The organism is Micromonospora sp. WMMD754 (assembly GCF_049315235.1).
Taxonomy (GTDB): Bacteria; Actinomycetota; Actinomycetes; order Mycobacteriales; family Micromonosporaceae; genus Micromonospora; species Micromonospora sediminicola.
Map to the genome: position 1 here is coordinate 2,618,563 of NZ_CP186058.1, position 23,671 is coordinate 2,642,233.

The 23,671-nt window shown below is 73.6% G+C and carries 25 protein-coding genes; 14 read left to right on the forward strand and 11 right to left on the reverse strand.

Annotated features, from left to right (window positions below; translation table 11 throughout):
• Window positions 1-2 precede the first annotated feature (2 nt).
• From ACN27B_RS12800 to ACN27B_RS12810, 3 genes are all read right to left on the reverse strand, one after another.
• Window positions 3-425, reverse strand: a complete 423-nt coding sequence (locus ACN27B_RS12800; RefSeq protein WP_422745106.1) for a hypothetical protein — start codon at window positions 423-425, stop codon at window positions 3-5.
• 161 nt (window positions 426-586) lie between these two features.
• The gene (locus tag ACN27B_RS12805; protein ID WP_422745108.1) at window positions 587-835 is read right to left on the reverse strand and encodes a hypothetical protein; all 249 of its coding nucleotides are present in this window, start codon (window positions 833-835) and stop codon (window positions 587-589) included.
• Window positions 836-1,137: 302 nt separating this feature from the next.
• Window positions 1,138-2,304: an MFS transporter gene (locus ACN27B_RS12810; RefSeq protein WP_422745110.1), complete on the reverse strand. Its 1,167-nt coding sequence runs from the start codon at window positions 2,302-2,304 to the stop codon at window positions 1,138-1,140.
• 179 nt (window positions 2,305-2,483) lie between these two features.
• On the opposite strand from ACN27B_RS12810, the gene ACN27B_RS12815 reads away from it, so the two are divergent.
• The 4 genes from ACN27B_RS12815 to ACN27B_RS12830 all read left to right on the forward strand — a co-directional run bounded on the left by ACN27B_RS12815 (window position 2,484) and on the right by ACN27B_RS12830 (window position 5,885).
• Window positions 2,484-3,431, forward strand: coding sequence for an ion transporter (locus ACN27B_RS12815; RefSeq protein WP_253865980.1), 948 nt, complete (start codon window positions 2,484-2,486; stop codon window positions 3,429-3,431).
• Window positions 3,432-3,462: 31 nt separating this feature from the next.
• Window positions 3,463-4,086 (forward strand): heme ABC exporter ATP-binding protein CcmA, encoded by a 624-nt coding sequence (gene ccmA, locus ACN27B_RS12820; protein WP_422745112.1) that lies wholly within the window; start codon window positions 3,463-3,465, stop codon window positions 4,084-4,086.
• Between the two features lie 58 nt (window positions 4,087-4,144).
• Window positions 4,145-5,494: a DUF6297 family protein gene (locus tag ACN27B_RS12825; RefSeq protein ID WP_422745114.1), complete on the forward strand. Its 1,350-nt coding sequence runs from the start codon at window positions 4,145-4,147 to the stop codon at window positions 5,492-5,494.
• Window positions 5,495-5,615: 121 nt separating this feature from the next.
• Window positions 5,616-5,885 (forward strand): GlsB/YeaQ/YmgE family stress response membrane protein, encoded by a 270-nt coding sequence (locus ACN27B_RS12830; protein WP_099162746.1) that lies wholly within the window; start codon window positions 5,616-5,618, stop codon window positions 5,883-5,885.
• Window positions 5,886-5,944: 59 nt separating this feature from the next.
• On the opposite strand, the gene ACN27B_RS12835 is transcribed toward ACN27B_RS12830, so the two are convergent.
• Window positions 5,945-7,528, reverse strand: a complete 1,584-nt coding sequence (locus tag ACN27B_RS12835; RefSeq protein ID WP_422745116.1) for a mucoidy inhibitor MuiA family protein — start codon at window positions 7,526-7,528, stop codon at window positions 5,945-5,947.
• A gap of 99 nt (window positions 7,529-7,627) precedes the next feature.
• Here ACN27B_RS12835 and ACN27B_RS12840 point away from each other — a divergent pair, with 99 nt between their 5' ends.
• A complete protein-coding gene (locus tag ACN27B_RS12840; protein WP_422745118.1) occupies window positions 7,628-8,695 on the forward strand; it encodes a DUF2855 family protein in 1,068 nt (355 codons plus the stop codon).
• 135 nt (window positions 8,696-8,830) lie between these two features.
• A complete protein-coding gene (locus ACN27B_RS12845) occupies window positions 8,831-10,222 on the forward strand; it encodes a glycoside hydrolase family 6 protein (protein WP_422745120.1) in 1,392 nt (463 codons plus the stop codon).
• A gap of 66 nt (window positions 10,223-10,288) precedes the next feature.
• On the opposite strand, the gene ACN27B_RS12850 is transcribed toward ACN27B_RS12845, so the two are convergent.
• Window positions 10,289-11,053, reverse strand: a complete 765-nt coding sequence (locus ACN27B_RS12850; protein ID WP_422745122.1) for a L,D-transpeptidase family protein — start codon at window positions 11,051-11,053, stop codon at window positions 10,289-10,291.
• 224 nt (window positions 11,054-11,277) lie between these two features.
• On the opposite strand from ACN27B_RS12850, the gene ACN27B_RS12855 reads away from it, so the two are divergent.
• Window positions 11,278-11,628, forward strand: a complete 351-nt coding sequence (locus ACN27B_RS12855) for an STAS domain-containing protein (RefSeq protein ID WP_422745124.1) — start codon at window positions 11,278-11,280, stop codon at window positions 11,626-11,628.
• 5 nt (window positions 11,629-11,633) lie between these two features.
• On the opposite strand, the gene ACN27B_RS12860 is transcribed toward ACN27B_RS12855, so the two are convergent.
• The gene (locus ACN27B_RS12860; protein WP_422745126.1) at window positions 11,634-12,881 is read right to left on the reverse strand and encodes a PP2C family protein-serine/threonine phosphatase; all 1,248 of its coding nucleotides are present in this window, start codon (window positions 12,879-12,881) and stop codon (window positions 11,634-11,636) included.
• 172 nt (window positions 12,882-13,053) lie between these two features.
• Between ACN27B_RS12860 and ACN27B_RS12865 the strand changes: the two genes are divergently transcribed.
• The 3 genes from ACN27B_RS12865 to ACN27B_RS12875 all read left to right on the forward strand — a co-directional run bounded on the left by ACN27B_RS12865 (window position 13,054) and on the right by ACN27B_RS12875 (window position 16,606).
• A complete protein-coding gene (locus ACN27B_RS12865; RefSeq protein WP_422745128.1) occupies window positions 13,054-13,782 on the forward strand; it encodes an alpha/beta fold hydrolase in 729 nt (242 codons plus the stop codon).
• A gap of 164 nt (window positions 13,783-13,946) precedes the next feature.
• Window positions 13,947-14,756, forward strand: coding sequence for an ABC transporter ATP-binding protein (locus ACN27B_RS12870; protein ID WP_422745130.1), 810 nt, complete (start codon window positions 13,947-13,949; stop codon window positions 14,754-14,756).
• A gap of 5 nt (window positions 14,757-14,761) precedes the next feature.
• A complete protein-coding gene (locus ACN27B_RS12875) occupies window positions 14,762-16,606 on the forward strand; it encodes a hypothetical protein (RefSeq protein WP_422745133.1) in 1,845 nt (614 codons plus the stop codon).
• A gap of 18 nt (window positions 16,607-16,624) precedes the next feature.
• Here ACN27B_RS12875 and ACN27B_RS12880 read toward each other — a convergent pair whose 3' ends face one another.
• Both ACN27B_RS12880 and ACN27B_RS12885 read right to left on the reverse strand, forming a co-directional pair.
• Complete coding sequence (locus ACN27B_RS12880) at window positions 16,625-17,167, reverse strand: NUDIX hydrolase (protein ID WP_396820744.1); 543 nt, start codon at window positions 17,165-17,167, stop codon at window positions 16,625-16,627.
• Between the two features lie 61 nt (window positions 17,168-17,228).
• The gene (locus tag ACN27B_RS12885) at window positions 17,229-17,558 is read right to left on the reverse strand and encodes a hypothetical protein (protein WP_157779137.1); all 330 of its coding nucleotides are present in this window, start codon (window positions 17,556-17,558) and stop codon (window positions 17,229-17,231) included.
• A 182-nt stretch (window positions 17,559-17,740) separates the two neighbouring features.
• Between ACN27B_RS12885 and ACN27B_RS12890 the strand changes: the two genes are divergently transcribed.
• The 4 genes from ACN27B_RS12890 to ACN27B_RS12905 are packed head-to-tail and all read left to right on the forward strand — an operon-like array spanning window position 17,741 to window position 20,610.
• On the forward strand, window positions 17,741-18,172 hold the full coding sequence (locus ACN27B_RS12890; RefSeq protein ID WP_157779136.1) for a YbaB/EbfC family nucleoid-associated protein: 432 nt from the start codon (window positions 17,741-17,743) through the stop codon (window positions 18,170-18,172).
• Window positions 18,162-18,485: an ESX-1 secretion-associated protein gene (locus ACN27B_RS12895; RefSeq protein WP_357958755.1), complete on the forward strand. Its 324-nt coding sequence runs from the start codon at window positions 18,162-18,164 to the stop codon at window positions 18,483-18,485. The genes ACN27B_RS12890 and ACN27B_RS12895 overlap by 11 nt, the downstream gene beginning before the upstream one ends.
• Window positions 18,482-20,290: a hypothetical protein gene (locus ACN27B_RS12900; protein ID WP_099162732.1), complete on the forward strand. Its 1,809-nt coding sequence runs from the start codon at window positions 18,482-18,484 to the stop codon at window positions 20,288-20,290. The genes ACN27B_RS12895 and ACN27B_RS12900 overlap by 4 nt, the downstream gene beginning before the upstream one ends.
• A gap of 50 nt (window positions 20,291-20,340) precedes the next feature.
• Complete coding sequence (locus ACN27B_RS12905; RefSeq protein ID WP_157779135.1) at window positions 20,341-20,610, forward strand: hypothetical protein; 270 nt, start codon at window positions 20,341-20,343, stop codon at window positions 20,608-20,610.
• A 119-nt stretch (window positions 20,611-20,729) separates the two neighbouring features.
• Here the strand turns inward: ACN27B_RS12905 and ACN27B_RS12910 are convergent, their stop codons facing one another.
• The 3 genes from ACN27B_RS12910 to ACN27B_RS12920 all read right to left on the reverse strand — a co-directional run bounded on the left by ACN27B_RS12910 (window position 20,730) and on the right by ACN27B_RS12920 (window position 23,659).
• Entirely contained in the window at window positions 20,730-21,185 is a 456-nt protein-coding gene (locus tag ACN27B_RS12910) for a MerR family transcriptional regulator (protein WP_422745137.1), read from the reverse strand.
• Window positions 21,185-22,684, reverse strand: coding sequence for a SulP family inorganic anion transporter (locus ACN27B_RS12915; RefSeq protein ID WP_099162729.1), 1,500 nt, complete (start codon window positions 22,682-22,684; stop codon window positions 21,185-21,187). The genes ACN27B_RS12910 and ACN27B_RS12915 overlap by 1 nt, the downstream gene beginning before the upstream one ends.
• Window positions 22,685-23,050: 366 nt before the next feature.
• On the reverse strand, window positions 23,051-23,659 hold the full coding sequence (locus tag ACN27B_RS12920; protein ID WP_396820739.1) for a glyoxalase: 609 nt from the start codon (window positions 23,657-23,659) through the stop codon (window positions 23,051-23,053).
• Between the last annotated feature and the right edge of the window lie 12 nt (window positions 23,660-23,671).

Consider the following 23,671-nt stretch of genomic DNA (forward strand, 5'->3'; position numbering starts at 1 on the left):
CGTCAGCGCAGCCGGCCGAACGCCGCCACCGCGCCCTCCGGGTCGTCCACGCTGGCCAGGAAGCTCCGCCCCGAGGCCAACTCCAACCGCACGGCGGAGCCGCTGCGGATCAACGCGGTCCGCCGCCAGGCGCCCGGCCACGGAAACCACCAGACCGTCCACGGCCGGGCCGGCACGTCGACCGCCCACATCGCCCGGACCAGGCGTAACGGCACCGCCGCGTTCGGGCCCGGAAGGAACGGGTGCCGGACCGCCACCTGATAGGCGGTGATCTCGACGGTGAGCCGGCACATCGCCAGCGTGGAGAGCGCGGCTGCCAGGGCGGCGACCGTCAGCACGGCTGCCGCCGTGGTCCACGCCAGTCCGGCCGGCAGGTCCGCCCGGCCGGCCAGCCGGGAACATCCCGCCGCCCCGACCAGGAGCACAAGCGAACCTGTTCCGGTCGCCGCCGCCGGCCACCCGCCGACCGCGCTCCCGCGCCACCGCCGGCCCCCACCCGACACCACCCGGGTCCGCCGGTCCTCCGGAGCGGCGTCTTCCGCCCTCCGGCCCGTCGCCGGGTACGGCGGGCTGAACGGCATCCGGTTCACGGCCGGTCTCCGGCCGAGACCCGGTGCGACAATGCCCGCAGTGAATCCGCCCGTTCGATCGCCTCCAGGCACGCGTCGGCCAGGTCGGCGGCGGTCAGGTCGTACCTGGCGTGGGGATTGATCCGAAGGGCCGTCAGGCGACCGTCGTGCCGCATGCTGACCTCGACATACCTGCCGGAGTCGGTGACGGTGACGGCGCCGCTGTCGTCGTGCACGGCTGTGCTCTCTTCGCTGGGAACGGGCACGCGGCGGGCCGGTCGAACCGACTCGGCCCGCCGCGGCGACATGGTGTGAGGGACGGGGCTAGGGTCGCGCAACCCGGATGCGGAGGGCGGCCATGCCCTGTCTGGACCGCACCGGCCGACCATCCGCCACAGCGGGGCTCGTACACGCCCGCTGGGATGCGCCGACCCGTCCTGCTCACCGTCGTCCTTCCACCCTGGTCGGGATCCGTACCCGACGGCACACAGCACATCCGACCGGGCCGCTGGGGGGCAACGGTTTTCACGCCCCCGTTACGACGGACCCGCCCGTTTTCACGCCGCCGCTACACGCGACCGTGCGCCCGGTCCCGCCGCGCGACCGCAGCCAGCACCACCGTGCCGAGCAGCGCGGCGGCAGGCGCGACCACCAGCCCGTAGCGGACGCCCGCGGACGCGCCGGCGAGCGCCGAGCCGGCGGCGCTGCCCACCACGAACGCCGTGCTCACCCACGCGAACGCCTCGGCCACCGTGCCCGGTCGGGCCAGCCGCTCGGCGGTGAGGAAGACGGCGGTCAGCACCGGCGGCAGCGCCAGCCCGCTCACCGCGAGCAGCGCGGCCATCGGGGCCGGCGCGGGCGCCAGCAGCAGTGGCAGGAACCCGGCGGTGAGCGCGGCGGCCAGCAACGGCAGGCGGCCCGGACCGCCCGGACGGACCCGGGTCCAGAGCAGGCCACCGACGAGCGCGCCGCCCGCCTGCGCCGCGAGCAGCCAGCCGCTGAGCCGCCGGTCGCCGGCCGCCTCGGCGTAACCGGTCACGGCCACCGCGATGCTGCCGACCGCCGCGCCGACGCCGACCACGCCGAGCAGCATCACCCCGAACCCCGGTACGCGCAGCGGCCCGGCCCAGTGCCGGACCGCGGCCACCCCGCGCCAGGCCCGGGCGGCCGGGCTGAGCGCGTACAGGGCGGTGCCGGCGAGCTGCGCCACGGCGGCGGCGAGCAGACCGGCGGTCGGCCCGCCGACCGTCACCGCGAGCAGGGTGACCAGCGGCCCCACCACGAAGATCACCTCCTGGAGTGCGATGTCCAGGGTGTACGCGGTGGGCACCGTCGCCGGCGGCAGCAGGGCCGGCCAGAGCGTCCGCAGGCACGCCTCCAGCGGCGGCGTGCCGAACCCGGCGACCGCCGCGCCGGTGATCGCGCCGGCCAGGTGCCCGCCGGTGAGCGCCACCGCGCCGAAGCCGAGGCCGGAGACGGCGGCGGCGGTCCACAGCACGGGCGGCTGCCGCCAGCGGTCCACCGCCCGGGCGAGCAGCGGGGTGCCGGCCGCCATCCCGGCCGTGTACGCGGCGACGAGCAGGCCGGCGGCGGCCAGGCTGAGCGACTGGCGGGCGAAGAGCAGCAGCGCGAGCGGGCCGCTGGCGGTGGGCAGCCGGCCGATCTGGCTGCCGAGGAGCACCCGGGCGACCTGCGGCGCGCGCAGCACCGCCCGGATCGAGGTGTCGACGGACATGGGGCATCGCTCCCGGAGAAGAAGTCGGGTGAGAGAGGCGTGGCATCGGGGCACGCGTCTCAGGGAGCGAAGTCGGCCCGTTCGTGGTCGTCGCCGTACAGCGGGAGGGCAGGGGTGATCCACTGCGCGTACGTCTCGGCCCGGATCACCCGCCGACGCTAACCCAATAGGGTGTCGTGATGGTCGACCGGCGAACCGACGTGCCGACCCAGCGGGGTGTACGCCGCCCGGGCGGCGCGGAACGGGGGCCGGCGGCCCGGTGCGCCCGGATCGTCGCGTCCCGGCCGTTCGAGGTCGCGATCGTCGTGCTGATCATGGCCAACGGTGTGGTGCTGGGCATCGAGACGTACCCGCACGCGGGCACCACCGCGTCGGTGCTGCGCTGGACCGAGTGGATGTTCCGGCTGGTCTTCGTCGTGGAGATCACCATCCGGGTGCTCGCGTACGGCCGCCGGCCGCAGGACTTCCTCCGGCACGGCTGGAACGTGTTCGACCTGCTGGTCACCGTCGCGATCTTCATACCGTGGCTGCACGGCGACCCGGCCGTGCTGCGGTTCGTCCGGGTGGCCCGGGTGCTGCGCCTGGTCCGCTTCTCACCCGGCCTGCGCACCATCGTCACCGCGCTGTGGCGCAGCCTGCCCGGCGTGGCGGCGTTCCTCGCGCTCGCCGGCGTCACCCTCTACGTCTACGGCATGGCCGGCTGGCTGATCTTCGGCGACCGCTATCCCGAGCAGTACGGCGACATCGGCCGCTCGCTGGTCACGCTCTTCGTGCTGCTGTCCCTGGAGACGCTGCCCGACCTGCTGGAACAGGGTCTCGAGGTGTCGTCGTGGACGCTGCTCTACTACGTCAGCTTCGTCATGATCGCGGTCAACCTGCTGCTGAACATCCTCATCGCCGTCATCGTCAACTCGATGGAGGAGGCGCGTCGGCTGGAGATGACCGAGGGGCTGTCGCCGGACTACGACTCCGACGGCGACGGGGTGCCGGACGAGGTGGACCGGATCGCGATCAGCCAGCGCCTGGACGACCTGCGTACGGTCATCGCCGAGTTGGAGCGGGAACTGCGGATCGACCGCGAGGACACCCCCGGCGCGACCCGTCGCCGGCACCTCACCGAGCGCTGAGGGCTGCGCCGCTGTGCCACAGTGGCGAGTTGTGGACCTTCTCAGCGTGCGCGGCCTGACCCGGCGGTTCGGACAGTTGGTCGTGCTGGAGGACGTGTCCTTCGACCTCGCCGCCGGGCGGCTCGCCGTGGTGGTCGGGCCGAACGGCAGCGGGAAGACCACGCTGCTGCGCTGCGTGGTCGGCGTGGACCGCCCCGACGCGGGTGAGGTGCTGGTGAACGGACGCCGCTGCTACGAGACCGATCCCGAGATGCGCGCGCTGCTCGCCGCCGCGCTCGACGACATCGACTTCTTTCCGGACCTGTCCGTGTCGGAGCACCTGGAACTCGTCACGTACGCCCACGGCGGCTCCGGTCGGGCGGTGGCCGAGGTGATCACCGAGCTGGGGCTGGACCGGGCCCGGGACCAACTCCCGTCGACGCTGTCCAGCGGGCAGCGCCGCCGGCTGGCGTTGGCCTCGTGCTTCGTGCGCCCCCGCTGCCTGCTCGTGCTGGACGAACCGGAGCAGCGCCTCGACGCCGGGGGCCGCGAGTGGCTGGCCGACCGGCTGTTGCGCGAGAAGGCCGAGGGCACGGCCGTGCTGATGGCGACGCACGACGCCGAGCTGGCGGCGACGGTCGCGGACGACCGGCTCGAGATCGGCGTCGGTGCGTGACCACCGAGCTGCGGATCCGCCCGGACGCCCGGCCGACGCCCGCCGGCTCCGGAGGTGGTTGCGGCGCACCCGGCGGCGCCACCGGGAGGCCTCGCTCGGTGACCTGTTCACCGACGCGTACGTCCTCGTGCTCTTCTGCGGCATGTACGGCTGGGCGCTGTTCGACGGGGTCCGCGACTACCTCGGCTCGCCGTCGGGACGCCAGGGTGACCCGGGGGACCGGTACTGGATCGGCGTCGCCGCCGCGCTGACCGTCGTCGGGCTGGCCTGGCGGGGCCTGCGGGCGGTGGGTCCGCTGGTGGTGGCGCCGGCCGCGCAGTCCTGGGTGGTCAGCTCGCCGGTCGACCGCCGGGCGTGGCTGCTGCCCCGATTCGTCGGGCTTCTGGTCGCGGCGTTCGCCGGTGGCGGCCTGCTCGGGCTGGCCTCGGCGGCGGCGACCGGTGGCGGCGGGGCGCACCGGCTCGCCGGTTCGGCGACGGCCGGCGCCGCCTGCGCGACCGCGGCCGTGGCCCTGGCCGTCGTCGCCCAGGCCAGCCCGCGTACCTCGGAGTGGGTTCGGGTCCTCGACCGGGCGCTGTTCGGCGTCGGCGCGGCGGTGGCGGCGACGGTGGTCGCGGGTCACCTGGCCGGTCGGTCCGTACCGCCGCCGGCCGGCTCCGTCATCGGGGTGGTCGCGCTGGTGGCGTGGCCGCCGACCGTGACGGCGGTGGTCCTGGCGTACCGGGCGCTGCCGTTCGTGGACCGCGCCTCGCTCGCCACGGGTGCGCAGGCGGCGGGCGCGGCGGCGGGCGCCACGGTGATGCTCGACCCCTCGATCCTCACCGACCTGGTGGAGAGCCGCCGCTGGCGGTCGATCGGCCGGGTGGCGAGCCGCCGTCTCCGTCCCCTCGGCCGGTTCGGCGTGCTCGTGCAGGTCGAGCTGTGGCGTCCGGTACGCCATCCCAGCGCGCTCGTGGTGTGGGCGGCGCTGCTGCTGACGACGTACGCGGTCACGGTGGCGCTGCCGGCGTCGGCCGGCCCGGCGCAGGTGGTCCTCGGGTTCCTGGCGGCCGGCCGGCTGACCGGCGGGCTGCGTGCCGTCAACCGGTCCGCCGGGCTGCGGCGTGCGCTGGGCGGCGGCGACACCCTGGTGACCCTGGCCCATCTCGTGGTGCCGGCCGTCGCCGTGGTGGTCTGGTACGCGGCGACGCTGCCGGCGGTGCGGTCCGGCGTCGGCGTCATCGACGGGGTGCTCGTGCTCGGCACCGTGGCGGCGGCCTACCGGGCGGGCACCCGGCCACCCATGACGTACGGCGGCGCCGCGGCCGACACCCCCTTCGGGATGATCCCAATCGATCTGGTGCGGCAGGTGGTACGCGGCCCGGACGTGGTCGGCGCGCTGGTCGTCGCGCAGATGCTCTGGGGCTGAGGCCCGCGCCGATCCGCCGCCCATGACAGTTCCGTGAAGAAACGGCTCTCGCGTTTCGCGCGGTGGTTGATCGGGGCAACCACCCGGGTGCCAACACATCCGAGGGAAAAGGACGGCTCTCGTGGAAGTCACGGGTTTCTTCACCGCGATCGTCATCGGCCTCGTCATCGGCGCGCTCGGCCGCCTGGTGGTGCCGGGCAAGCAGAACATCCCGATCTGGCTCACGCTGCTCATCGGTGTGGTCGCCGCGATCCTGGGCACCCTGGTCGCCGGCGCCTTCGGCGTCGACGACACGGCCGGCATCGACTGGATCGAGCTGGTGCTCCAGGTCGTCTTCGCCGCGATCGGTGTCGCCATCGCCGCGGGGGCCTACGGCCGCCGCCGCGTCTGAGGTTCAAGGAAGGGGCCCTTCTTAACGCATTCTGCATAAGAAGGGCCCCTTCCTAACGCCTACTCCCGCCAGCCGGTCAGCTCGACCCCCTTGGCCAGCTCCACCCGGAAGCCCAGGGCGATCTCGCCGCTCTCACCCGGCGCGAGCGACAACCGCCAGGTCAGTTCCCCCAACTCGGTCCGCTCGGCCGGCGACGGCGTCAGCGTCGTCTCCCGGACCACCACCGCCTCGTCGCGGGACACCGGCACCTGGTCCCGTACCTCCACGGTCGCCGGCCGGGGCGTGTGGTTGGCGACGGTGATCCGGTAGTCCACCTCCCGCCGCCGCGTCGAGCCCAGCGCGGCCCTGGTCTCCGACCGCCGGTGCAGCTTCCGCTCCACCCGCAGCCGGTCGTCCACCCCCAGCGCCAGCTCCGTCTCCTCGCCCGGCGCCCAGGTCGGAAGTCGGGTGGCCGCCACGAAGTCCGCCCCGTGGAACACCGCCGCCGCGCCGGGGAGCAGCGTGTGGTCCGACGTGTTGCGTACCGTCGCCCGCAGGTGCGCCTCGGCGGCGCGCACCGGAACGGTCACGTGGTCCAGCCGGGCCGGCAGCTCCAGCACGGCGACGGTGGCCCGGTGTTCGCTGCCGTCCGCCGGCACCGCCACCGCCCGGGCCGGGCGGTAGGTGGCCGCGGCGACGCCCTGCTCGACCTCGGCGACGCTCTCCCGCATCCGCGGGCGGGGCGCCGCGGACCGGGCCGGCCCGCCGCCACCGGCCGGCGCCGCTCCCGGCGGCGGCGGCATCCCGACCGGCATGGGCGCCGCCGCGGCCCGGGGTGTCGCGGGCCGGAACCGGTCGAGATACCAGGGCGACAGCTCGGGTACGCCGGCGGTCGCCGCCGGCCGCGCGGTCGAGAGCGCCAGCTCGCACTCCGGCCAGTCCTCCCCGGTGCTCTGGCTGACCAGCCCGAACCAGGTGACGGTCACTGTGTCGTCGACGAGCCGCAGGTCGTAGGAGGACTGCCAGCGGGCGTCGTCCACCAGGTAGGTCAGCTCCAGCTCCACCTCCGCCTCGTCGGCCTCCACCGCGACGGTCACGTCGGCGGCCAACCGGTCCGGGGCGCGCTTGCCGTGCGCGGCGTCGAGGTCGCGCTCGACCGCCGCCATCTCCTCCGCCAGCTCGTCGCGCCGCCGGGCCAGGCCGCGCCGCCGGCCGCGTGACTCGGCGAGCTGACCGGCCACCGAGTCGGTGAAGGCCGCGACGTCGGCCGGCGTCAGGTCGCCGGCGGCCAGCGCGCGGGCGTACGTGCCGCCGGCGCGCTCGGCCAGCCGGGTGAGGAACTCCCCGCGCTGGTCCTCGATGCCGTCCGCGTCCTCGATCTCGACCAGTTCGTCGGCCAGCTCGCGCCGCCGCCGCTCCAGGCCGACCACTTGGGCGTCGGTGCTGCGGGGCTGCCGCCAGGCGCTGACCTCGACGCCGAGCACGGTGGCCGCGCCCCGCCCGCCGACCCGGATCGAGTCGCGGCGCAGGCCGAGGGGGAGGGGCGCGACGCGTACCCGGTGTTCACCGGCGGTCAGCCGGACGCTGCCGCGACGGGTGACCCGGGCGCGGTCCGGATAGACGGTGACGCCGACGACGGGGGCATCGATCTCCGTGGTGTCCACGGCGGCGAGGGTAGTGCAGGCGTGCTCGGGTCTGGACCCGCCGAATTTTGCACTCGCAGTGCACTTGTCTCCGGTCTCGCGGCTGCCTACGGTCGGACCATGGCTGAGTCGTGGACGTTCGCCGTGGCCCGTGACGACCGCGCCCGTACCACGCTCGCCGACGGTCCGGTGCCGGCCCTCGTCGACGGGGAGGCGTTGCTGCGTGTGGATCGCGTCGGGCTCACCGCCAACAACGTGACCTACGCGGTGCTCGGCGAATCGATGCGGTACTGGGAGTTCTTCCCGCCCGAGCGGCGCGGGCTCGACCGGCGGTGGGGGCTCCCGCCACTGTGGGGCTTCGCCGAGGTGGCCGCGTCCGCCGTGGCCGGCGTCGAGCCGGGTCAGCGCGTCTACGGCTACCTCCCGCCCGCCGGCCACCTGGTGGTACGCCCGGAGCGGGTGGACGCTTCGGGCTTCCGCGACGCCAGCCCGCACCGGGCCGACCTGCCCGCGCCGTACAACGCCTACCGGTCGACCATCGGCGACCCCGCCTACCGGCCCGAGCAGGAGGACCTGCTGATCCTGTTCCGGCCGCTGTTCTTCACCTCGTTCATGCTCGCCGACCAGGTCGTCGACAACGACTGGTACGGAGCACGGTCGCTGGTGCTGTCGTCGGCGTCGAGCAAGACCGCGTACGCCGCCGCGTTCGAGCTGCACGGCCGCGGTCCACGCCTGGTCGGGCTCACCTCGCCGGACAACCTCGGGTTCACCCGGTCGCTGGGCTGCTACGACGAGGTCCTGCCCTACGGCGACGTCGCGGCGCTCGACGCCGTTCCGACCGTCTACCTCGACCTGTCCGGCGCACCCGCGCACCGGGCCGCCCTGCGCGCCCACCTCGGCGACCGGCTCGTCCGGGACATCGCGGTCGGTCTGACCCGGCAGACGCCGAACGCCGACGCCGCCGAGGAGGTCTTCTTCGCGCCGGTGCAGATGCGCAAGCGCGGCCGGGACTGGGGCCGTGACGGCCTCGACCACCGGTTCGCCGACGCCTGGCAGCGGTTCTCGCGGGTGGTGAGCGGGTGGCTCGACGTGCGGGTCGGCCACGGCCCCGAGGCGCTGCGGCACGCGTGGCTCGACGTCCTCGCGGGCCGTACGCCGCCTCGGGTGGGTCACGTCGTCCAGCTCTGACGCGCCCGCCGTCGGCGGCCCGGTCGCTGACGCAGTGACAACTTTGCATATTGGCAGCGGCCCACGCCTCCGCTACCGTCTTGGGAACGCTCCCATGAAGACAGACACATCTATGTGATCAGGAGGAAACACGTCGTGGCTATCCTCTCCCCCCGGCGCCGCCGGTCGGCGGCCGTCAGCGTGGCGGCCGTCGCGGTCACCGCCGCGGCCGGCGTCGCCTTCGCCGTCGGCGGCGCGTCCGCCGGCACGGTCTCCGGCACGCTCTACCGCGACCCGAGTTCGGCCGTCGTCCGCTGGGTCGCGGCCAACCCCGGCGACTCGCGTGCGGCCGTCATCCGCGACAAGATCGCGAGCCAGCCGCAGGCCCGCTGGTTCGCCAACTTCAACCCGTCGACGGTGCAGTCCGAGGTGTCCGGGTTCGTCGGCGCCGCCAACGCGGCGCAGCAGATCCCGGTGCTCTCGGTCTACGAGATCACCAACCGGGACTGCGGCGGGGCCAGCGCCGGCGGGGCCCCGGACCTCAACCAGTACCAGACCTGGGTGTCCAACTTCGCCCGAGGACTCGGCAACCAGACCGTCATGATCATCCTGGAGACCGACTCGCTCGCCCTCCAGACCTGCCTGAGCGGCGCCGAGCTGAACGCGCGCAACCAGGCGCTCACCACGGCCACCCAGACCATCAAGTCGGCCAACCCCAACGCCAAGGTCTACCTCGACGGCGGCCACTCCACCTGGAACAGCGCGAACGACACGGCCAACCGGCTCCGCGCCGCCGGCGTGCAGTACGCCGACGGCTTCTTCACCAACGTGTCGAACTTCAACCCCACCTCCAGCGAGGCGAACTTCGGCCGGGCGGTCATCTCCGCCCTCAACGGCATGGGCATCTCCGGCAAGCGCCAGGTCATCGACACCAGCCGCAACGGCGGCGCCAGCGGGGACTGGTGCGCCGACGACAACACCGACCGGCGGATCGGGCAGTACCCGACGACGAACACCGGCGACGCCAACATCGACGCGTACCTCTGGGTGAAGCCGCCGGGTGAGGCGGACGGCTGCCGCTACGCGGCCGGTTCGTTCCAGCCGGACCTGGCGTACAGCCTGGCCAACGGCGCGCCCAACCCGCCCACCACCGCGCCGCCGACGACCACCCCGCCGACCACGACTCCGCCGACCACGACTCCGCCGACGACCACCCCGCCGACGACCACCCCGCCCACCACGCCGCCGCCGACGGGCAACGGCTGCTCGGCGTCGGTGTCGCTCAACCAGTGGGCCGGTGGCTTCACCACGAGCGTGAACGTCACCGCCGGCTCCGCGGCCATCAACGGCTGGACCGTGACCATCACGCTGCCCGGGGGCGCCGCGATCACCGGCGCCTGGAACGCGCAGGCCAGCGGCACCAGCGGGACCGTCCGGTTCACCAACGTGAGCTACAACGGGCGCGTCGGGGCCGGGCAGACGACCAACTTCGGCTTCCAGGGCACCGGCACCGGCCCCGGTGCGACGGCCAGCTGCACGGCCAGCTGACCCGGCCCCCGGCCCGGCGTGGAGATCGACACTCCGCGCCGGGCCCGGGCGCGTCCGCCCGACGCGTCAGTAGCGGCCGAGGCTGTCCAACGGTGACAGCACGATGCGCGGCTGGGCCGCCGGGTCGAGCCAGCGGAGCACGCCGACCAGGTCGGCGTGGGACAGGCTGACGCAGCCGGCCGTGGGACCGGACGGCGTCCGGCTGAACTCGTGCAGGAAGATGCCGCTGCCCGCGTTCGGCACCGGCTTCGGCACGTTCGGCGGCATGTTGTAGGTGATCACCGCGAAGTGCGTGTAGGCCGGTTTCTCCTTCCACAGCGCCTCGCTCAGGCCGCCGGGGCTGGTGGCCGTGTGCTGGAAGGTGTTGTAGCCGGCCGAGTTCGGGTTCTCGTTCCACCAGTCGTCGGTGACGATCCGGTGGTAGGGGTGCTTGACACCCGGGTTCGCGGCGATGCCGTAGATCGTCGCACCGAACGAGTAGACGCCCGTCGGCGTGGTCGGCACCCCCTCGACGTGGTGGTCGCTGAAGAACTGGGAACCGATCCGCGCGGACAGCGCCGTGGAGACCGGGACCCAGCGACCGTCGGTCTTCGTGAACGTCTCCAGCGTGGCGTAGCTCGTGCTCCAGCTCGCCGCCGTCACGATCACGACCTGACGGGTGGCCGCGGGCAGGGTGGCGAGGCCGTCGGCCTTGTTGGCCGGCGTCCAGGTGCGCGGTCGGGGGCGCGGCGGGTCGGTGCCGACGCCGGGTGCCGCCGTCGCCGCGCCGGAGGCCACGACGGGCGCGGCGACGCCCGCCGCCGCGCCGATGAGCAGAGATCTCCGTCGCATGGGCAGATCCTCCCACCCGGCGCACCGCAGCGGTGCCCCGCTTCGGCGCATGTTCAGCCGGACCGGCCCGCCACCGACGCGCTCACGCCGTCGCGCACGGCCGCGGCCCGATCGGGTTGGATCCGCGGCCGGCCCGTCACTGAGCGGGAGGGCTCGGACTCTGGCACCGTGGACCGGTACGCGCAGTGGCGGAACCACGCGGCATGTCGCGGGAGGGAGGTCGGATGGACCTGGTGCTGTCGACCCGGCAGGGAAGTGTCGGCACCGTGATCGAGGTCGCCGGTGACCTGGACATGAGCACCACGTCGCGGTTGCGCGACCGGTTGGACGAGGTCGTGCTCGGCGGGGCCCGGGTGGTCGTGGTCGATCTGGCCGGCGTGGGTTTCATGGACTCCAGCGGCCTGGGCGTGCTCGTGGTCGCGCACAAGGACCTGCGAGCGCGGGACGGCTGGCTCGCGCTGGCCGGCGTCGGCGGGTCGGTCCGGCGGGTGCTGTCGGTCACCTCGGTCGACCGGGTCATCGGCGTCTTCGACACCGTGCGGGACGCCGAGGAGGCGTCGCCGGCGGTCTCGTGACGCCCTCACCGCCGTCCGGTACTCGCGCGTGCGGTGTCCGCGCCGCCGGTGCTGCGTCGCCGCCCGTGCGTGCCGTACCAGTCGATGACGAGCAGGGTGGCGTCGTCGGCCAGCGTCGGTCCGGTCGCGGCCAGCAACGCGTCGGACAGGGCGCGCACCGCCTCGCGGGGGTGCAGGCCGGTGATGCCGAGCAGGGCGGCGGACAGGTCGAGGTCGGCCGCGTTGCGTTCGCGCATGCCGTCGGTGACGACGACCAGCCGGTCGCCGGGTCGGAGGGTGACCTCGCCGGCGCGGCAGGGCTCCTCGGGGAACATGCCCAGCGGGAAGTTGGCCGGGAGACCCACCTCGGTCACCCGGTCGTCGCGGACCAGTAGCGGCGGGATGTGCCCGGCGTTGAGCAGCTCGCAGCGTCCGGTGCCCAGGTCGACCCGGCCGAGCACGGCGGTCACGTAGGCCCCGCGTACGTTGGCGTGCTCGGCGACGGCCCGGTTCGCCTCCTCGGCCTGCACGACCAGGCTGTGACCCCGGCGACGGGTGTTGCGCAGGCTGCCGACGCCGAGGGTGGCGGTCAGCGCGCTGGCCACGCCGTGGCCCATGGCGTCGGTGACGCTGAAGTGCAGCAGGTCCCGGGCCAGGCTGTAGTCGAAGGTGTCCCCGCCGACGCTCGCGGCGGGCTCCAGCCAGCCGGAGAGGGTGAACGCGCCGGATTCGCAGGTGAAGGCGGCGGGCAGCAGGCGGCGTTGGATCTCGGCGGAGAGCGTGAACGGGGTGCTGCGCTGTCCCCACTCGAACAGGTCCGTGTGTCGACGGTTGGCGATCACCACGAACGCCAGCGCGTGCGCGGCCCGGGCGATCTGGGCGACCACGTCGGCATCCGGCTCGGCGGGCAGGTCGATCTCCAGGAGCCCCATCGCCTCACCGCGTTCGGTGACCGGAGCGAGCACCGTCCATCGTCCGTCAGCCGGGAGCACCTGGCTGGTCTGATGGCGCAGGGCCTGCTCGTAGGGCCCGCCGTCGAACGGCAGGATCTCGGCGGCCTCCTCACCGTGACGCCGGTCCGGCCCGTCGGCCGCCGGGTGATGGGTCAGCCGGACCAGCGCCCGTCCGCTGAGGTCGGCGACCAGCAGCGAGACGGCGAGCGCGTCCAACGCGGTGGCGAGCACGCCGGTGACGGCCTCGACGGCCTCGACCGGGGCGAAATCCTCGGCCGACTGCAGCATCCCGGCCAGCACGGCCTGCTCGCTGTGCTCCACCCGACGAGCATAGGCATCCCGCCCGACGAAGGCCTCGCAGGCCGGCGCCGGGTGGTCGGTCCGCACCGCCGGCCGAAGACGGACGTTTCACCGCCGCACGGTGGGTAAGCAGCCGGCCCGGTACAGGGCGAGCGGACGCACACGGCTCCGCCGAAGCCAAGGAGCGGATGTCGTGCCAGATCAGGAACCGACCCTCGTCCTCGTGCACGGCGCGTTCGCCGAGTCGGCCAGCTGGAACGGCGTGATCGAACGGCTCGGTCCCGACCGGGCCGTCGTGGCCGCCGCCAACCCGCTGCGCGGCGTGGCCGGCGACGCCGCGTACGTGCGGGACGTGGTGCGCGGGATCGCCGGCCCGGTGATCCTCGTCGGTCACTCGTACGGCGGCATGGTGATCACGGAGGCGGCGGCGGGGGAGTCCTCGGTGCGTGCCCTGGTCTACGTCAACGCGTTCTGCCCGGACACCGGCGAGTCGGCGCTGGCGCTGTCCGGGCAGTTCCCCGGCAGCACGCTGGCCGACACGCTGGTCTCCTACCCGGTCGCGACCGGCGGCAAGGAGACGGCGATCCGGCAGGACGCCTTCCACGCGCAGTTCGCCGCCGACGTGTCCGACGACCTCGCGATCCTGATGGCGCGGACGCAGCGGCCGGTGACCGAGCAGGCGCTCGGCGACGGCCTCGCGGCGACCACCCCACCGTGGCGGTCGCTGCCCACGTGGTTCGTCTTCGGTGACGCCGACCGGAACATCCCGGTCGCCGCGCACCGCTTCATGGCCGAGCGGGCCGGCGCCCGTGGGGTCCGGGAGGTCGCCGGCGCCTCCCACGCGATGGCGGTGTCCCGGCCCGACGAGGTCGCCCAGTCCGTCGTCGAGGCGGTGCGGGGCGTCGGATCCGGGCCGTCCTGAGGCGTCGGTGGGCCACTCCCGGCGTCCCCGGTCGCTAGACTCAGCCCGCACGCCCTCTCCGCCGGGTGAGCGCGGTGGACCAACCCTCTTCGTCGGCGCATGCGCAGGCAGCGCAGGTCGGGGCAGACCAGGCCCGGCGCCACCCAGCGACGTCGAGGGGAACCATGGAGCCAGCGACCACCCGGCCCGCCGCAGCGGACGATCCCGACGCGGGCGGCCCGCCCGCGGCACTGCGACTGTCCGGCCTGCACAAGACGTTCGGCGCGAACACAGCCGTCGACCACGTCGATCTCGTGGTGCCGCAGGGTTCCTTCTTCGGGCTGGTCGGCCCCAACGGCGCGGGCAAGACGACCTCGTTGTCCATGGCGGTCGGGCTGCTACGCCCGGACGAGGGCGCCTCGCAGGTGTTCGGCGTGGACGTGTGGTCCGACCCGGTCGAGGCCAAGGCGCTGATCGGCGTGCTGCCCGACGGGCTGTCCATGCCGGAGCGGCTGACCGGACGCGAACTGCTGACGTACATCGGGCAGTTGCGCGGCATCGAGGCCGGCGTGCTGGCCGGCCGGGTGCAGGAGCTGCTCGACGTGATGGAGCTCGGCGCGGCCGAGCGCACCCTGGTGGTCGACTACTCGACCGGCATGCGCAAGAAGATCGGGCTGGCGACCGCGCTGTTGCACGGGCCCCGGCTGCTCGTGCTGGACGAGCCGTTCGAGGCGGTCGACCCGGTGTCCGCGGCGGCCCTCAAGGCGATCCTGACCGGGTTCGTGGCGAGTGGCGGCTCGGTGGTGCTGTCCAGCCACGTGATGCCGCTGGTCGAGCAGCTGTGCGACACCGTGGCCGTGATGGCCGGGGGGCGGGTCGTGGCGGCCGGTCCGCTCGCCGAGGTCCGCGGCGGGGGCACGCTGGAGCAGACGTTCGTCCGGCTGGTCGGCGGCGACGAGCAGGGCCGGAGAGGGCTGTCGTGGCTGGCATCCTGATCCGGATGAAGCTGACGGTCGTCAAGAACTCGATGACCGGTGGCCGGGCCGCGTGGATGCTGGTCGGCGCGGTTCTCGGCCTGATGCTCGCGGCCGCCACCATCTGGCTCTCCCTGGTCGAGCTGCCCAACCCCATGGTGCTCGGCGACCTGCTCGCGGGCGTGTTCGGCATGTGGACGCTCGGCTGGCTGGCCGGCCCGCTGTTCGGCGGCTCGGCGGTGCTGCGCGCCGACCACTTCACGCTGCTGCCGGTGCCGCGCCGCCGGCTCGCGCTGGGGCTGCTCGGCGCGGCCTTCGTCGGGATCACCACGGCGGTCACCGCGCTGGGCTTCGTCGGGCTGATCACGTACGGCGCCCGGCAGGGGCTCGCCCCGGCGCTGCTGGCGGCGCCGGTCGCGGCGCTGCAACTGGTCTTCGTGGTGCTGTTGTCCCGGGTGGCCTACGCGCTGTTCGGCGTCGTCGCGGCGTCCCGGGCGGGCGCCGCGGTCACCGGCGTGCTGTTCGCGGCGATGCTCGTGCTCACCCAGTCCGGCTGGATGATCGTGGTGGCCGTCATGTACTCCGACATCCTCGAGACCGGGTTCTCCCACCCGACCACCGTCGCGCTGCGGTCGATCCCGTCGAGCTGGGGCGTGGTGGCGGTGGACGCCGCCGGCCGGGGGGACTGGCCGCTCGCGATCGCCGCGCCGGCCGGGCTGGCCGCGCTCTGCGTCCTGCTGCTGCTCGTCTGGTCGGTCGAGCTGGGCACCCCGCGCCGGGCCCGGGCCACCATCCGGGGCAGCGCCGACCGCCCCCCGGTGAGCGGCGGCCCGCTCGGCGGCCCGACCGGCGCGGTCGTCCGCAAGGAGCTGCGCACCTGGTGGCGCGATCCGTTGCGGACCACCACGGCGGTGGTGCCGATCGTCTGGGCGCTGGGCACCGCGCTGCTGCCGCTGACCTTCGACGCCCGTCTCCTGCTGCCCTGGGCCGGCCCGGCGCTCGCGCTCTTCGCGATCACCTCGGCCTGCAACCTCTACAGCCAGGACGGCACCGCGCTCTGGCAGACCCTGACGATCGGCTCCCAGCGCGCCGACGTGCGCGGCCGGCAGTGGGCGTACCTGATCGTCTTCACGCCGCCGGCGATCGTCCTGAGCATCACCCTCACCTGGTGGAGCGGCTCCACGTGGACGTGGCCCTGGGTCGCCGCGGCGGTGCCCGCCCTGCTCGGCGGCGGCGCCGGCCTGATCGTCCACTCGTCGGTGTACGGCCTGGTCCCCGGCCCCGACGCGCACAAGCGGCCGACCAACCCGCTGGAGCGCGCAGACACCACCGGCCGGTCCAACGTGCTGTTCTGGATCGGGCTGGTGCCGCCGGCGCCCGCGCTCGCCGTGGTCTACCTCGGCACGCGCCTGGACCAGCCGTGGGTGAGCTGGGCCGGGCTGCCGGTCGGCGTGCTGACCGGCGTCGCCGTCGCCTGGGTGCTGGGCGGCCTGGCGATCCGGAAGCTCACCGAGGACGGACCCGACCTGCTGCACACCATGCGCACCGGTCGGCCCACCGTGGTCCGGGCCGCCGACGGCGCCGTGGCCAGGACGGGCGGGACGGTCGAGGGACTGAGCTGGGCCCTCGGCTCGATCCTGCTCATCCCCCAGGGGATCGTCCCGCTGGTGTTCATCCTGTCCGACATCGACGTCAGGTCCTGGTTCCTGGCGATGTACGTGCAGCCCCTGCTCGGAGTGCCGATCGCCGTGGCCAGCATGCTGGCCGGCATCGCGCTGTATGCCCGGGCCGTCATGACCAGGGTCGACAACCGGGCCGGACGGGCCGCAGCTCCCTCGCCGAGCGAGGATCGCGAGCTGGAGTCGGTCTGACCGGCGAGGCAGGCGCGATCATCCCCGCCCGCGTGTCCGCACGGCCAGCATGAGCAGGTCGGGGAGCCAGGGCTGATCGGTGAGCAGAAGCACGGCGGCCTCGGCGACCGGCACCGCCCGGACCTCGACGATCTGTTCCGCGTCCGCCGGCATCGTCGGCGCCTGGACGATCGCGGCGTCGGCGGCACACCACAGCCAGGCCTTCTCCGGATGCGGCTGGTGCGGCCGGTACGGCAGCGGGCGGTCGGTGACGCAGTGGTGCGCGCCGACGACGGTCAGCGGGCCGGTGAGCACCGCACCCGCCTCCTCCAGCAGCTCCCGCCGGGCGCAGTCCTCGACGCTCTCACCGGGCTCGCGCGTGCCTCCGGGCAGGAACCACACGTCGCGGTCGTCGCGGCACAGGATGACCTGGTCGCCGCTGAACCCCACCAGGTGCACGTTGGTGACCAGCTCGTCCGGTGGCGCTCCGGTGCTGAACTGGGCGTCGAGCCCGCCCCACTCCCATCGCTGCGGGGCGAACAGCCGGGGGTACGCGGCGACGAGAGCGGATTCGGTCGACATGGGCTCCGATTCCTTCGGGACGCGCCGCACGGTCACCGGTCGACGTGGGCCACCCGACGGGTCACTTGCGGTTCCAGACCGCTTCCTGGCCGGTGCTCGGGTCCTTGACCGTGAGGGTCCTGCCGTCGGCGCTCAAAACGCCGTCGGCCGAGATCTTGGTGATGCCGCAGTCCAGCTCGAGCCGGTATTCCCGGTCGCCCTGGTCTTTCGTGGCGCCGGTGCAGGGGACGTCGACGTTGGCCGACACGGAGCCGTCGTCGCGGACCGTCATGGTGCGGGACTGGTTCTCCGCCATGATCCATGTGCCGGTCAGCGACGGTTCACCGCCGCACCCCGCCGCCAGCAGAGCGAGCCCGAGCGTCAGCCCGGCAGGTCCCCAGCGCCTGACCACGTTCCCTCCCCGGTGTGCCACGTACCACCCTAGCGGGCGGCACCAACCCCGGCCCGCCCGTGGGCACCGGCAGCGCCCACATGGGACTCCACCGTGGAGGGCGATGGCGTACCGTATGTCGACCGCGCCGCACCCGGTGCTTCCCGGAGGCGGCCGACGGGCCGTCACACGGGGGAGGTCTGATGGCGCAGTTTCCCATGGGCGACTTCGCCGCCTCGACCGACCGGTTCGTGGCGTCCTGGGTGGCGGGCATCTCCGAGCGCGCCGGCCGGGCGCAGGCGTTGTCCGACGAGGTGGCGGCGATGTCGGCGACCGCCGAGGGCGCGCAGGGCGCGGTCCGGGTGACCGTCGCCGCGTCCGGAGCCATGACCGACCTGCGGCTCGACGACCGGGTGCTGCGCTGGCGGCCGGACGAGATCGCCGCCACGGTGCTGGCCGTGATGCGGCGGGCGCAGGGCCGGCTGGCCGCCCAGGTCGCCGACGCCGCCGCCGGCACCGTCGGCGCGGACTCCGAGACCGCGCGCGCCGTCGTCGGCAGCTACGCGGCGCGCTTCCCGGAGGTGCCCGAGGAGGGCGACCCGGGGTACGCGGGCTGGAGCGGAAATGGGCGCTGAGGCGCGCGGCTTCGAGGTCACCGCGGCGGCGCTGACCGGGCACGCCCGCTCGGTCGACCGGATCGCCGGGGAGATCGGCACGGCACACGACGCGGGCGCGCACGTCCGGATGGGCGCCGAGGCCTACGGGCAGATCCCGGTCTGCCAGGCGATCCCCTTCCTGCTCGACTTCCTCCAGGGTCCGGCGGTGGACGCCCTCGCGGCGGCGCGGGAGGCGTTGCACAGCGCGGCCGGTGCGCTCGACACGACGGTCACCGCCTACCACGACACCGACGGGACGGTCTCCGCCCTCTTCCAGCGGCTGCACCGGTGAGCACCGCGGCGGCGAACCCGCTGGTCGCGGCCCGGCAGGACACCACCACCGGCTACAGCGGCATCGGCATCGTCGAGAGCCTCGTCGACCTGCGCAACGGCATCGAGAACGGCTCCTGGATCGACTCGACCATCGGCGGCGTGGGGACGTCCCTGGAGGTGCTGGCGACCTGCGTCGACCCGATCGGGTCGGTCGTCTCCTGGGGCGTCGCCTGGCTGATCGAGCACGTCAAACCCCTCTCCGACGCGCTGGACTGGCTGGCCGGCGACCCGGACCAGATCACCGCGTACGCCCAGACGTGGCACAACGTCTCGCGGCACGTCGCCGGCCAGGTCACCGCCCTGTCCGAGGCGGTACGCACCGAGATCGCCACCTGGACGGGCCCCGCCTCCGAGGCCTACCGCCGCTACAGCGACCAGCACGTGCGTCACCTCGCCGGCCTGGCCGACGCCTCGGGCCTGATCGGCACCGTCGTCGAGGGCGCGGGACTGCTGGTCGCCCTGGTCCGGGAGCTGGTCCGGGACCTGATCGCCGACTTCGTCTCCGTCCTCGCCGTCCGGCTCTGGCAGTGGCTCGCCGAGGAGGCCCTCACCCTGGGCGTGGCCACCCCGCTGGTCGCGGCGCAGGTCTCCGCGCTGGTCGCCAAGTGGGCGGCGAAGGTCGCCGGGCTGCTCACCGCGTTGGCCCGCAGCGTCAGCCGGCTCCGGCCGATCCTGTCCAAGCTCGGCGAGCTGCTCGACACCCTCCGTGCGGCGTTGCGGGGCCTTCGGCGTACCCCCACCGGGACCGCCACCCCCGACACGCCGGCTGCCGGCCCCCGGCCGCGGTCCTACGACGCCCCCGCCGGTGGCGGCGGCCAGCCGCCGCCGTGGGCCTGGGCCGACCCGCCCACGCACGGCGGCGGGGGAGGGCCGGCGCCCGGCGGTCCGCCCGCATCGCCCGGGCCCGCCGGCGGCCCGGCGCACGGGGGCGGCCCGGCGCCCGACGGGGGCCCGGGAAACGGCGGCGGTGGGGGACACGACGTCGACGAGCCCGACCTCGACGGCGCCGATCCACCCGAGTCCGGGTCCGGCACCGATCCGGCCGTGCCGCATCATGCGAGCGAGGCCGAGTTGCGGCTGCTCGGCAGAGAGGTGCACAGCATGGTCGAACTCAAACCCGGTGAGCACGTCAACGACGCCTATGACGTGACGTTCACCGACGGCACGCACGGCGTCTACAAGCCGAACGTGCCGGAGAACGAGTTCGTGCAGGTGCGCTCCACCATCCCGGAGAACCAGCTGGCCGCCCGTGAGGTCGCCGCCTCCCGCCTCGACGAGGACCTGGGCTTCGGCCTGGTGCCGACCACCGCGCGGTGGGACGGCCCGCACGGCGCCGGCTCGATGCAGGAGTTCGTGGAGAACGCGCACCCCGGCCGTCCCGTCACCGACTACTCCCTCGCGGAACGAGAGCGGATGGCGGTGCTCGACTACATCAGCGGCAACACCGACCGGCACATGGGTAACTACCTGACCGGTCCGGACGGCCGCCTGGTCGCCATCGACCACGGCTACTCCTTCCCGGAGTCGAACGCCGAACCGCTGCGCTCGGACTTCGTCGCGCAGCAGCGGAACCAGCCGCTCAGCCCGGACACGATGGCCCGGCTCCAGAGCACCGACCCGGCCGTGCTGGCCGACCGGCTGCGCGCCACCGGCCTGAACGAGAGCGCGGTCTCCGGGGCGATGGACCGCTTCAACGAGATACGCAGCCGAGGCATGATCACCGGCGAGGCGTGGGGGGCCTTCCGCCCGCCGAGCCCGTGGTGAGCGCAGGACCGTCGGTGAGCGGAGGAGTCGTGGTGATCCAGGAGGCAGGCATGACCGAGCAGGCACCGACCCGCGTGGGGCTGTACACGTTCGCGCAGCACACCAGCCGGAGGGTGGCCGAGTTCCGCTGGGAGCCCGGCCGGACGGTGACGCTGTCCGTGCTGGACCCCGAGTGGGGGGCGCTGGCGCAGGACTTCTACGACAACGGGGTACCGGCCGGGGCGGAACGGGTGCGACCGGAGACCGGCGCGGAGTTCATGCGTGCGTTGCTGCAGCGCTTCCGGATGAGCTACTACAAGTTCGTCGACGAGAGCGACTGAGCCGGCTGCTCCCGTTTCGTCTCTCGGCGGGTCGACTCACCAACGGCGCCAGGCCATCCCGGCGTCCGGGTGTCCGGGTGTCCGAGATCGTCGTCCTGGGCTGGTCGGCTGCGGCGTGATCAGCCCGCCGGGCTGCCGTGGTGGTCGAGTCTGTCGCGGAGGGTGTCGGCGAAGCCCTCGGCCGTGGCGAGTTGGTCGCGGAGAGCGGTGACGCGGGTGGTGGCGGCGGTGTGGAACATCTCGAGCCGGTCGAGCAACTCGGCGCGGGCGGCGCCGGTGGCGGTGTCGAGGGCGTCGAGGACGGTGAGCAGGTCCCGCATCTCGTCGAGGGTGAACCCGAGGGGCTTCATCCGCTTGACCACGGCGAGGCGGTCGAGGTCGGGTCCGGTGTAGAGGCGGAAGCCGCCCTCGCTGCGGGCGGAGGGGACGATCAGGCCGGCTTCCTCGTAGTGCCGGATGGTGCGGATGCTGAGCCCGACGCGTTCGGCGGCTTCGCCGATCTGCATGAGCCGGTCGGCGGGCGGCCCGGAGGCGTGCTGCTCCGGGCCGGTGTCGCGGCTGGTGGCGGTAGCCATCAGTGGCCGACGCCGAGCTGGCCGGCGAGGGTGTCGTGGATGCGGGCGCTCGGCGTGTTCAGCTCGACGATCTCGACGGTCTTGCCCCGGCTGGCGTACCTGGTGGTGATCGCGTCGAGCGCGGCGACGGAGGAGGCGTCCCAGACGTGGGCGTGGGTCATGTCGATCACCACATTCTCCGGGTCGTTCGCGTAGTCGAACTGGCCGACGAGGTCGTTGCTGGAGGCGAAGAACAGCTCACCGTGCACGGAGTAGATCCGGGTGCCGCCGTCGGGGTCGAGCACGCTGGTGACCTCGACCAGGTGGGCGACCCGGCGGGCGAAGATCACCATGGCGGTGAGCACGCCGACGACGACGCCGACGGCCAGGTTGTGGGTGGCCAGGGTGGTTACCACGGTGGCGAGCATGACGATCGTCTCGCCGTACGGCATCCGCTTGAGGGTGGCCGGTGCGACGGAGTGCCAGTCGAACGTCGACACCGCCACGACGATCATCACGGCGACCAGGGCGGCCATCGGGATGACGGCGACCACGTCGCCGAGCACGACGACCAGGACCAGCAGGAACACGCCGGCCAGGAACGTCGACAGGCGGGTGCGGGCGCCGGACGCCTTCACGTTGATCATTGTCTGGCCGATCATCGCGCAGCCGCCCATACCGCCGAAGAACCCGGTGACGATGTTGGCGACGCCCTGGCCCCAGGACTCGCGGGTCTTGCTGGAGGGGGTGTCGGTGATGTCGTCGACCAGCTTGGCGGTCATCAGCGACTCCATCAGCCCGACCAGCGCGATACCGATGGCGTAGGGGGCGATCAGGGTGAGGGTGCCCATGGTCCAGGGGATCTGCGGCAGGCCGAGGGTGGGCAGGCTGTCCGGCAGGGCGCCCTCGTCGCCCACGGTCGGCACCGCCACGCTCGCGAAGACGGTGACCGCGGTCAACACCACGATCGCGACCAGCGGCGCCGGGACGGCACGGGTGAGTCGGGGCAGCCCGACCATGATCGCCAGAGCGACGGCGACGAGGGGATAGACCAGCCACGGTACGCCGAGCAGGTGCGGGACCTGGGCGGCGAAGATCAGGATCGCGAGGGCGTTGACGAAACCGACCATGACACTGCGGGGGATGAACCGCATCAGCTTCGCCACCCCGAGCGCCGCCAGCAGCACCTGGATCGCGCCGCCGAGGATCACCGCCGCGACCAGGTAGTCCAGCCCATGCTCCTTCGCCAGCGGCGCCACCACCAGCGCGATGGCTCCGGTCGCGGCGGAGATCATCGCCGGCCGGCCGCCGCAGACCGCGATCGTGACCGCCATCGTGAACGAGGCGAACAGGCCCACCCGAGGGTCGACCCCGGCCAGGATCGAGAACGAGATCGCCTCGGGAATCAACGCCAGAGCGACGACCAGGCCGGCCAGGACCTCGGTGCGGAACACCTTCGGCGACAGCCAGGACGGACGGGACAGGCGCGGCCGGGAGACCGCGGACAGCACAGAAGACATACAGCCATTTCCACTCGGGGCCGCACGCGGACGCGTGCAGGTCCGACCCCCACCACCGGGGTCGCAGCTACCGCGACCGGCAACAGTGCGTCCTGCCGGCCGAGGGCCTCATCACCTCGACCCGGTCAGGGACGCGGCGGCGGCCGTCCGGACAGGCCCGGAAGACCGGCGCCGACCCTACTCTTCCGTCAGGGGAGAGTTGACCGATCGTGGTGATCATCACCATGCCACGTGAACCCGCTCCGCCCCGGCGTCGCAACCGTGTCCGGCGCACCTGCCGGCGACGCGGGACGCTGACGTCACCCGTGCCCGCGTGCCGGAAGTGGGGATGGCCCCGTGTGCTCCGCCGAGATCGCTCGGCTGACCCTAGGAGATGTCGTCCGCCCATGCGAAGCCGTCGGGGTCGACGAAGGTGCCCGCGCTGCTGCCGATGACGAGTCGGTGTGATCCGTCGCCGTCGGGCGAGACGCCCGCGTCCTTGGCCGCGGCACGGCGGCCGTACAACGCCAGTTTGATGTTCGAGGTGGCGAACTCGACGTACTTGCGGCCGAAGCTCTTGGCCACGGTCAGGCCACGATCGACGTAGAACCGTTTGGTCACGGCGACGTCCCGCACCCCCAACAGAAGCACGATCTCGTCGACGTGCCGGCTGGCCGGTCCGGTGTCCTTCTTCGACGATGTCGCGATCTTCCAGATCGTGCCGTACGGGTCGCGCAGCACCCCGCCGTAGCCCCAGAAGCTCTTCGCGGCCGGCTTCAGGGTGGTCGCTCCGCCGTCGAGGGCGGCGCCGAAGAGGCGGTTGACGGTTCCCGGCTGGGACACCACGAGCGACACGGCGAACCCGCGAAAACCGGTCGTGGGTTCGCGTGACGCGTCGACGCGCAGGCGGGGGCCCAGTCCGAAGGCCCCGGTGTAGAAGTCCTGGGCGGTTGCCGGATCCGGCACTTCGAGCGTGACGGAATCGATGGCGAGCATGATTGTTTCCCT

Excerpts from the sequence above, each read along its gene's own strand:
- ACN27B_RS12875 (WP_422745133.1), top strand. The coding sequence starts at position 14,762 with ATGAAGCTGACGGTCGTCAAGAACTCGATGACCGGTGGCCGGGCCGCG.
- ACN27B_RS12910 (WP_422745137.1), bottom strand. The coding sequence starts at position 21,185 with ATGGCTACCGCCACCAGCCGCGACACCGGCCCGGAGCAGCACGCCTCC.
- ACN27B_RS12840 (WP_422745118.1), top strand. The coding sequence starts at position 7,628 with ATGGCTGAGTCGTGGACGTTCGCCGTGGCCCGTGACGACCGCGCCCGT.
- ACN27B_RS12870 (WP_422745130.1), top strand. The coding sequence starts at position 13,947 with ATGGAGCCAGCGACCACCCGGCCCGCCGCAGCGGACGATCCCGACGCG.
- ACN27B_RS12920 (WP_396820739.1), bottom strand. The coding sequence starts at position 23,659 with ATGCTCGCCATCGATTCCGTCACGCTCGAAGTGCCGGATCCGGCAACC.
- ACN27B_RS12880 (WP_396820744.1), bottom strand. The coding sequence starts at position 17,167 with ATGTCGACCGAATCCGCTCTCGTCGCCGCGTACCCCCGGCTGTTCGCC.
- ACN27B_RS12850 (WP_422745122.1), bottom strand. The coding sequence starts at position 11,053 with ATGCGACGGAGATCTCTGCTCATCGGCGCGGCGGCGGGCGTCGCCGCG.
- ACN27B_RS12895 (WP_357958755.1), top strand. The coding sequence starts at position 18,162 with ATGGGCGCTGAGGCGCGCGGCTTCGAGGTCACCGCGGCGGCGCTGACC.
- ACN27B_RS12815 (WP_253865980.1), top strand. The coding sequence starts at position 2,484 with ATGGTCGACCGGCGAACCGACGTGCCGACCCAGCGGGGTGTACGCCGC.
- ACN27B_RS12890 (WP_157779136.1), top strand. The coding sequence starts at position 17,741 with ATGGCGCAGTTTCCCATGGGCGACTTCGCCGCCTCGACCGACCGGTTC.
- ACN27B_RS12905 (WP_157779135.1), top strand. The coding sequence starts at position 20,341 with ATGACCGAGCAGGCACCGACCCGCGTGGGGCTGTACACGTTCGCGCAG.
- ACN27B_RS12810 (WP_422745110.1), bottom strand. The coding sequence starts at position 2,304 with ATGTCCGTCGACACCTCGATCCGGGCGGTGCTGCGCGCGCCGCAGGTC.
- ACN27B_RS12855 (WP_422745124.1), top strand. The coding sequence starts at position 11,278 with ATGGACCTGGTGCTGTCGACCCGGCAGGGAAGTGTCGGCACCGTGATC.
- ACN27B_RS12915 (WP_099162729.1), bottom strand. The coding sequence starts at position 22,684 with ATGTCTTCTGTGCTGTCCGCGGTCTCCCGGCCGCGCCTGTCCCGTCCG.